7 protein-coding genes are annotated in these 7,930 nt (G+C 75.5%); all 7 read right to left on the bottom strand.

The features are described from left to right. Positions 1–244: 244 nt before the first annotated feature. Complete coding sequence (locus tag AB0910_RS30440) at positions 245–955, bottom strand: SDR family NAD(P)-dependent oxidoreductase (protein ID WP_366747890.1); 711 nt, start codon at positions 953–955, stop codon at positions 245–247. Then, the gene (locus AB0910_RS30435) at positions 952–2,385 is read right to left on the bottom strand and encodes an MmgE/PrpD family protein (protein ID WP_366747889.1); all 1,434 of its coding nucleotides are present in this window, start codon (positions 2,383–2,385) and stop codon (positions 952–954) included. Before AB0910_RS30435 ends, AB0910_RS30440 begins: the two co-directional genes overlap by 4 nt. Continuing rightward, positions 2,382–3,374, bottom strand: coding sequence for a tripartite tricarboxylate transporter substrate binding protein (locus tag AB0910_RS30430; protein ID WP_366747888.1), 993 nt, complete (start codon positions 3,372–3,374; stop codon positions 2,382–2,384). The genes AB0910_RS30435 and AB0910_RS30430 overlap by 4 nt, the downstream gene beginning before the upstream one ends. Before the next feature lie 61 nt (positions 3,375–3,435). Next, positions 3,436–5,022: a tripartite tricarboxylate transporter permease gene (locus AB0910_RS30425; RefSeq protein WP_366747887.1), complete on the bottom strand. Its 1,587-nt coding sequence runs from the start codon at positions 5,020–5,022 to the stop codon at positions 3,436–3,438. Between the two features lie 109 nt (positions 5,023–5,131). Continuing rightward, complete coding sequence (locus AB0910_RS30420) at positions 5,132–5,647, bottom strand: tripartite tricarboxylate transporter TctB family protein (protein WP_366747886.1); 516 nt, start codon at positions 5,645–5,647, stop codon at positions 5,132–5,134. 97 nt (positions 5,648–5,744) lie between these two features. Continuing rightward, positions 5,745–6,515, bottom strand: a complete 771-nt coding sequence (locus AB0910_RS30415; protein ID WP_366747885.1) for an MmgE/PrpD family protein — start codon at positions 6,513–6,515, stop codon at positions 5,745–5,747. Beyond that, positions 6,512–7,927 carry an MmgE/PrpD family protein gene (locus AB0910_RS30410; protein WP_366747884.1) on the bottom strand — a complete coding sequence of 472 codons (1,416 nt, stop codon included), beginning with the start codon at positions 7,925–7,927 and terminating at the stop codon, positions 6,512–6,514. The genes AB0910_RS30415 and AB0910_RS30410 overlap by 4 nt, the downstream gene beginning before the upstream one ends. Positions 7,928–7,930 lie beyond the last annotated feature (3 nt).

Below are 7,930 nucleotides of genomic sequence, written 5' to 3'. Positions count from 1 at the left end.
CTCTATTCTAGTCGTCCGGCTAGATCTCGGGCGGCCCCGCCCCCCCCGGGCGGGGGGGGGGCGCCCGCCCCCCCCCCCCCGGCCGCCCCCCCCCCCCCCCCCGGGTCCGGTTCCGGCGGATCGGCGTGAATCCCCTACGCCCGAAGCACCAGCCGCCGGGAGCGGCAGGGACCATGCGCTGCGCCGCCCGCACGGCCGGGGCCGGCGGGCGGCGCAGCGGGGGCGCGGCATGAGGGCCGCCGCGTCACGGCCGCCGCGGCCCGGGGCGCCGGGGGCCGACCGAGACCACCTCGCCGGTGACCCCGGCGGCCCGGGGGGAGGCGAGGAAGGCGACGGCCGCCGCCACCTCGGCGCGGTTGCGCGCGGTCTCCGCCTCGGTGGGCGCGTTCAGATGGCCGGGCGAGACCGCGTTCACCGTGATGCCGTCGCCCGCGCACGCCTCGGCGAGCGCCAGGGTCAGGCCGACGAGGCCGTGCTTGGCCGCGGAGACATGGACGCGGTCCGGGTCGCCGCGCAGCGCGTTGCCGCCGATGATGTTCACGATCCGGCCGCGGCCCGACGCCCGCAGGGCGGGCAGCGCGGCCCGCACGCAGCGGAACGCGCCGTCCAGCGTGATGTCGAGGGCGCGCCGCCAGTCGTCGAAGGTCAGCTCGGCAGCCGGGATCCTGGTGCGCACGGCGGCGTTGTTCACCAGCACCCGCAGCGGCCCGAGTTCGGCGGCCCGCGCCATCAGCCGCTCGACCTGCGCCGGGTCGGTGACGTCCGCGGCCACCGCGCGCGCGGGCACCCCGTACGCCTCGGCCTCCTTCGCCACGGCCTCGGCGGCGGCCAGGTCGGCGCGGGTGTTGACCACCACGGCGTGGCCGGCCTCCGCGAGCGCGAGCGCCATCGCGCGGCCCAGGTTGCGCCCGGCCCCGGTGACCACGGCCACCCCGCGCGCGGTGTCCTCCGTCATGCCGCGCCTCCCGCCGTGCGCCGTACGAGGTCGCCGAAGTCGGCAAGGTCCTCCGCGGCCCAGCAGGTGTCGAGCAGCGAGCGTGCGGGCCCTGCGCCGAGCCGGGGCGCGGCGACGTCGAGGAACTTGGCGGCGAGGTCGGCGTCGGTCATCGGGTTGCCCGGGGTGCCCTTGTTGTCGGTGACGGTCCCGCTGAGCACCCGGCCCGAGCGGAGGGTGACGCTCACCTCGGCGCCGCGCTTGCCGATGTTCTCGTCCGCGACCACCTCCACCCGCTCCGCGACCTGGGCCGTACGGGGGTCGGCGGCGCCCTCGTCGGTGAAGTGCTCAAGGGCGGGGCGGGGCGCGGTGAGCGCGACCGCCGCGCCGTGGGTGAGGCTGAACTTGGCGTCGAGGCCGGTGCGCGGGCGCACCTTGCCGGTGACGGTCGCCGCGTACGGATGCACCCGCGCCCGCACGGAGGCCACCTCGTCGGCAGTGAACCCGTGGCGTTCCCGCAGCGCGAGCAGCGCGTCCAGGGTGGGGTGGGTGAGCGAGCCGCTGGGGTACGCCTTGTAGCCGTTGGCCTTCAGGTGCCAGCGGCTGCCGAGCCCTTCGGTGAGGGGCGCGGTGGTGGGTGCGGGGGCCAGCACGGCGAGGAAGCCGCGGGGGCCCTCGATGATGGTGGGCGCCGAGGTGAAGCCCTCGTCGGCGAGTACCGCGGCGAGCAGGCCGTCCATCGCGGCCTTCCCCGGGTGCAGCGCCTTGCAGTCGGTGCCGTACACCTCCTTGAGTCCTGCGGCCTGGGTGCCGGCGCAGCCGAGGGCGTGGGCGGTCTGCCCGGGGGTGAGGCCGAGGAGCCTGGCGCCGCAGGCCGCGGCGCCGAGGTGGCCGGTGGTGCCGGTGACGTGCCAGCCGGCCTCGTAGTGCCCCGGGCCCGCCGCGATGCCGACCCTGGCCTCCGTCTCGAACCCGGCGACGAACGCGGTGAGCGCCGCCGCGCCGCTCACCGCGTACTGCTCGCCGAGCGCGAAGACCACGGGCCAGACCGGGGCGCTGCCGTGCACGGTGGTGTCGCCAGGGTTGAACGTGTCGTCGTAGTCCTGGAGATGGGAGGCGAAGCCGGACAGCAGGGCGGCGAACGGTGCGGTGGCGCGCTCGGCGCGGCCGACGACCGTGGCGGTGCCGCCGGGCGCGAGGCGCCGCGAGGCGCGCTGGAGCGCGTCGGTCGGCGGCTCGCCCGCGCCGGCGAGCGCCGCAGCGAGCCAGTCGACGAGGGCGCGCTTGGCCTCGTGGACGACGGCGCCGGGGAGGGCGGCCAGGTCGAGCCCCGCGGTGAAGGCGGCGAGCCGCGCGGTCGCGCCCGGCGCGGCGGCCGCCGCGGGGTCCGTGGTCGCCGCGGGGTCCGTGCCCCCAGGGGTGTCCGTGTTCGCCGGGGTGTCCGTGGTCATTTCTGCACCAGTCCGAGTTCGTCGACGAGCTTCTTCAACTGAGCCTGCTGTTCCTCGATGAGCTGCTTGAACTGAGCGGCGTCGAGGAACCTGGTGATGTCCCCGTTCTGCCGCGCATACCTCTGCCACTGCGGTGTCCTCACGAGCCGGCCGAACTCCTTCTGGTAGTACGCCAGGGCCTTCTGCGGCATGTCGGGCGGGCCGACGAAGCCGCGGAACTCCTCGGGGAGCCCCGCGACGCTGAAGCCCTGCTCCTTGAGCGTCGTCACCTTCGGGAAAGCGGCGACGCGCCGGTCGCCGACGACGGCGACGATCCTGATGTGGCCCGCCTTCACCTGCTCGGAGAAGTCGTTGGTCGCACCGATCATCAGCTGGGCGTCGCCGCGCAGCAGCGCGGCGATCCGCTGGCCGCTGTCGCTGAAGGTGAGGTACTTCCACTTGGCGCCCGTCCTGGCCTGGAGGGCCTTGCCCGTGAGGGAGTCGGTCGCCGTCACCGAACCGCCGACCTGCACGAGCTTGTCGGGCTGCCGCTTCGCCGCCTCGACCAGGTCCTTGGCGCTGCGGTACGGGGACTTGGCGGGGACGGCGAGCAGCTGCGGCTCGGTGAGCACCCCGGCGATCGGCTGGGTCTCGTCGACGGAGACGGAGGCGCCGTCCAGGGTGAGCGGGGTGACCAGCCAGGTCGGGGTGACCGCGGCGATGCTGTCCGGCCGCCCCTTCCTGCCGATCAGGTACGACATGGCGCCGATGCCCGAGCCCTCCGGCTGGTTGCGCACCGGCCAGTTGGCCTTGATCAGTTCGGTCTGCTGCATCAGCTTGACCACTTGGCGGGCGAAGACGTCGCTGCCGCCGCCGGGACCGGTGTGCACCACGACCTCGGTCCTGCCTGGCACCCCCGCCGAGGACATGCCGCCGCGTTGCAGCCCGCATCCCGTCAGGGCGAGCGCGGCGGCGGCCGTCGCCGCGAGACACCGGGTACCTCTCCGCATGGCTTGCTCTCCTCTCCCGTACCGGGGCCCCGCCCGCCGTCCCGCGGGTGGGGCCCCTGGTTCACGGGGCGTTGGTCGGTTCAGTGGTACCGGTGGACTCGGGCTCGCCCCCGGCCGGGGCCGCGGGCTCCCCGGCCGGGGGCACGGGGGCCTTGGGCAGGGCCGCGCGCCTGCGGCGGCCGGTCACGAGCAGGCCCACGACGGCCACAGCGGCGATCCCGAGGACGGTCGCGGAGATCGGACGCTCCACGAAGATGGCCGGGTTGTCGTCGGAGAGCACGAGCGACTGCCTGATCGCGTTCTCCGCCATGGGCCCGAGCACGAAGGCCATCAGCATGGGCGCCGCCGGGATCCCCACCTTGCGGAAGAGATAGCCGAGCAGCCCGAAGCCCGTCAGCATGAAGACGTCGAGCATGGAGCTGCGGACGCTGTAGACGCCGACCACGGCGAGCACCAGGATCGCCGGGTACAGCACCCAGTAGGGGATCTTCAGGATCTTCACCCAGACCGGGATCATCGGCAGGTTGAGGATCAGCAGCGCCACGTTGCCGATGTAGAGGCTGGCGATCACCGGCCAGCCGATCTCCGGGTGCTGGGTGAACAGCAGCGGCCCCGGCTGGAGTCCGTACAGCAGCAGCGCCGCGAGCATGACGGCGGTGCTCGCCGTGCCGGGGAGCCCCAGGCTGAGCAGCGGGATCATCGCGCCGCCCGACTCGGAGTTGTTGGCGGCCTCGGGTGCGGCGACGCCCTCGATGGCGCCCTTGCCGAAGCGCTCCGGCGTCTTCGAGGTGCGCTTGGCGAGGGTGTACGAGAGGAACGACGCCACGGTGGAGCCGCCGCCCGGCAGGGCGCCCACGACGAAGCCGAGCAGGGAGCCCTGCGCGATGGCGCCCCGGCTGGCGCGCAGGTCGGCCCTGGTGGGCAGCAGTTCGCGCATTTTGCGGGGGACGGTGAACAGCGGGCGGCCCATCTTCGTCTCGACGTTGATCAGCACTTCCCCGACCGCGAAGAGGCCCACGCTGAGGGTGATGAACTCGATCCCGTCCGAAAGGCCCGTGCTGCCGAAGGTGAAGCGGGTCTGCCCGGAGAAGATGTCGACGCCGACCGTGGAGAGCAGCAGCCCGAGCGCCATCGAGAGGAAGCCCTTCAGCGGCGATGCGCCCGCCATCATGATCACCAGCAGCAGGGCGAACGCCATCAGCGCGGCGTACTCGGGCGGCCCGAAGTCCACGGCGAGCTCGGCCACGAGCGGCGCCGCGAAGGTCAGCGCGAGCACGCCGAAGGTGCTCGCGACGAACCCCGAGATGGCGGACATGCCCATGGCGGGTCCTGCCCGGCCTTTCCTGGCGAGCTGGTGCCCGTCGATGCAGAGCACCACGGAGGACGGCTCGGTCGGGATGTTCAGCAGGATCGCGGTGGTGGAGCCCGCGAACTTCGCCCCGTGGTAGATGCCCGCCATCAGGATGAGGCCGGTCGCCGGCGGCAGGCTGGTGGTGAGCGGCAGCAGGATGGCGAGCGTGGCGGGCGGCCCGAGGCCGGGGAGTATGCCGACCAGGGTGCCGATCACCACGCCGACCGCGACCCAGAAGAGGTTGAGCGGGCTGAACGCGGCTCCGAAGCCGTCGAACAGGTTCTGAAGTGATCCCATGTGTCTCGTTCCTTCTCCGGTCTTCGGGATGCGCGGAGGCCGTGCGGTACGCCGCGGCTGCGGCGTGCCGTCGTGGCCCCCGCGGGCCCGTGGACGTGCGCGGCGGCGGCTACGCGCCGCCGAACAGGGAGCCGGTGGGGAGTTCGACGCCCAGCAGGTAGGCGAAGACCGCGTACACGGCGAGCGGGATGAGGACGACGGCGAGCAGGGCGCGCGGGACGCGCGTCCGCTCGACGGTGAACAGCAGGTACGCCACGAGCAGGCCCATGGCGGCGAGGAAGCCGAGCAGTTGGAGCAGCGAGACGCCGGCCGTGAAGCCGATCCACACCCGCCCGGCGCGCAGCATCCTGCGCGGGTCGAATCCGTCGGCGGCCCCGGCGGGCCCGTCCTCCCGCGGGCCCTCCCCCGCGGGCGGCGCGGTGGCCGGCCCGCGCAGCGCGTGCAGCAGGTTCACCGCCACGAGCAGGACGCCGAGCACCACGAGCGCGGCGGCCGAGAGGTCGGGGAAGAAGCCGGGGCCCGGCTCCCCGTGCTCCCCGAACATGTGCAGGCCCGCCCCCTCGACCAGCGCGAAGACGCCCAGCGCGGCCGCACACAGTCCCGTCCCGATCTGAGCTTTGTACACGGCGCCCTCCGTGTTTTGTGGTGGCCGGGGGACGCCCCGGCCATGGGTCGTGGGGGCCGGGCGCGGCCATGGACGCCGCGGGCCCGGCCCGGGGTCCTCACCAGCCGGCACCGAGCGCGAGGTCGCGCGACCCCTCGTCCACGGCGGGTGCCATCAGCGCGAACATGCCGCGCCTGCCCTCGAACGGCAGCACGGACGAGGTGAATCCGTTGCGCGCGAGCACGGCCGCCTCGACCGCGTCGGCCGCGGCCTTGCCGATCCGCACGGCGCCCGCGGGGGTGGGATCGGCCGCGGCGAGCCCCGCGGCCTGGGTGGCGGCGAGCCCGAAGGCGTGGCGGAGTTCCGCTGCGCCGAGCCCGAGGAGGCGGCAGGCGGCGGCCGTCGCGCCCACGGTCCCCGCCGCGCCGGCGGCCGACCAGCCGGGCGCGGGGTGCGCGGCGCCGAGCACGGCCGCGATGGCGCGGGCGACCTCACGGCCGACGGCCACGGCCGCGGTGAGCTCCGCCGCCTCGGGGCCGCCGCCCGCCCCGGGGGGCGGCGCGAGCACGGCCGCCGCCGCGCACACCGCGATCCACTCGGGCCACGGCCCGGTGCCGAGGGCCGCCGCGGTGCCGTGCACCCAGGCGGCCCCTGCGGGCCCCGCGGACGCCGCCGCGGCGACCCCGGCGGTCCCGGCGGCGTCCGCGGTGTCGTACGGATCCGGCCCGGGCCCCGCGAGCACGCGCCTCAGTGCGTGTACGGTCGCGGTCCCCGCGCCCGCCGCCGCGGCGGCGCGGAACACCGACACCTCGGCGGCGGCCCGCTCCAGGGCCTCCCGCGAAGGCTCCGCCGTACGGACGAAGTCCACGGCCTCATCGGTGGCGCTCAACGGTCACCCTCCTCTGCGTCCGAGCCGACGGCCCCGGCGGACCCGGTACGGCCGGCTGCTCCGGTGGGGCGGATCGCGGCGAGGAGGTCCTGCGGGCCCGCGGCGGCCTCCAGGCCGTCCACCGCGCGCCGGATCGCCTCGGCCGCGTGCGGGCCGAGCACGGGGTCCGTGAGGGCGGCCACCTTGGCGAACAACTCCTCGTCCGTCAGCGGGCGTTCGAGGCTGCCGCGGGCGTGCGGGATGTGCACGGTGACCGGGTCGCCTCCGCTGCGCTCGACGGTGATCGTGGCGGCGTCGCGCGCGCAGTCGTCGCTCGGCCGCAGTGTGATCAGCGCGCGCAGCCGCGCCGCGTCGGGGGCGACGGCCCGCTCGTCGGCGAACTGCGGCAGGCCGACCCGGCCGTCGAGCAGCCCCACGGCCGCCGCGTGCCGGGCGCTGAACCTGGCCTGGAGTCCGTCGGCCGGCTGCTCCCTGCCCATCAGCTCGGGCACCAGCGGATGGCAGACGAGCTCCACCGCGGTGATGGCCGACGGGTCGGCGAGCTCGGCCGAGGCGGCGACCGCCGCGTCGATCGCGGGGTGGGCCACGATCCCGCAGGGGTACGGCTTGAACGCGTTGCGCTCCAACTCCCAGGTGCCGTCGAGGGCCTGGGTGAGCCAGCCCTCGTCGACGGCATCGCTGAACACCGGCAGGACACCGGCGCCGCCCAGCGCGTCGTGGGGCGCGGCGACCCCGGCGGCGGCGAGCCGCGCCGCCAGCAGCCCGTTCGCCGCGGCCTTGCCCGGGTGGTACGGCTTGGTCATGGAGCCGAACGCCTCGCGGTGGCCGAGGACCATGTCGCCCGCGAGGGCGAGCGCGGCCCCGGTGGCCGCGGCGTCGAGCCCGAGGAGCAGGGAGGCGGCGACCGCGGCGCCGAACACCCCGCAGGTGCCGGTGATGTGCCAGCCGCGGTCGTAGTGGCTCGGCGAGATCGCGTTGCCGATCCGCAGCTGCGCCTCACAGCCGAGCGCGAACGCCGACAGGTAGCGCACACCGGGTGCGTCGATTTCCGGCCAGAGCGCCAGCACCGTGGCCATGGTGGCGGCGCCGGGGTGGATCACGGTCGCCAGGTGGGTGTCGTCGAAGTCGTCGAAGTGCGCGGCGGTGCCCGCGATCACGGCCCCCCAGTGCGCGTCGACGGTCTCGCTCCGGCCCGGCACGGCGGTGTCGCCCACCGCGCCGAGGTCCCGCGCAGCGGCCAGCGCGGCGTCCACGGCGGGGCTGTGGGCCGCGCCGACCGCGGTGCCGAGGACATTGAGGAGACTGCGCCGTGCGGCGGCCGCCACCGCGGGTGGCAGCGGCGCCGCGTGCGCGTCGATGAGCCGGCGGCAGAACACGTCGTGCGCCGGGCGTGTGGTGGTTCCCAGAGGCATGCC

Source organism: Streptomyces sp. NPDC047002, assembly GCF_040704505.1.
Lineage (GTDB): Bacteria > Actinomycetota > Actinomycetes > Streptomycetales > Streptomycetaceae > Streptomyces.
This window is presented reverse-complemented; position numbering and strand designations above follow the sequence as displayed.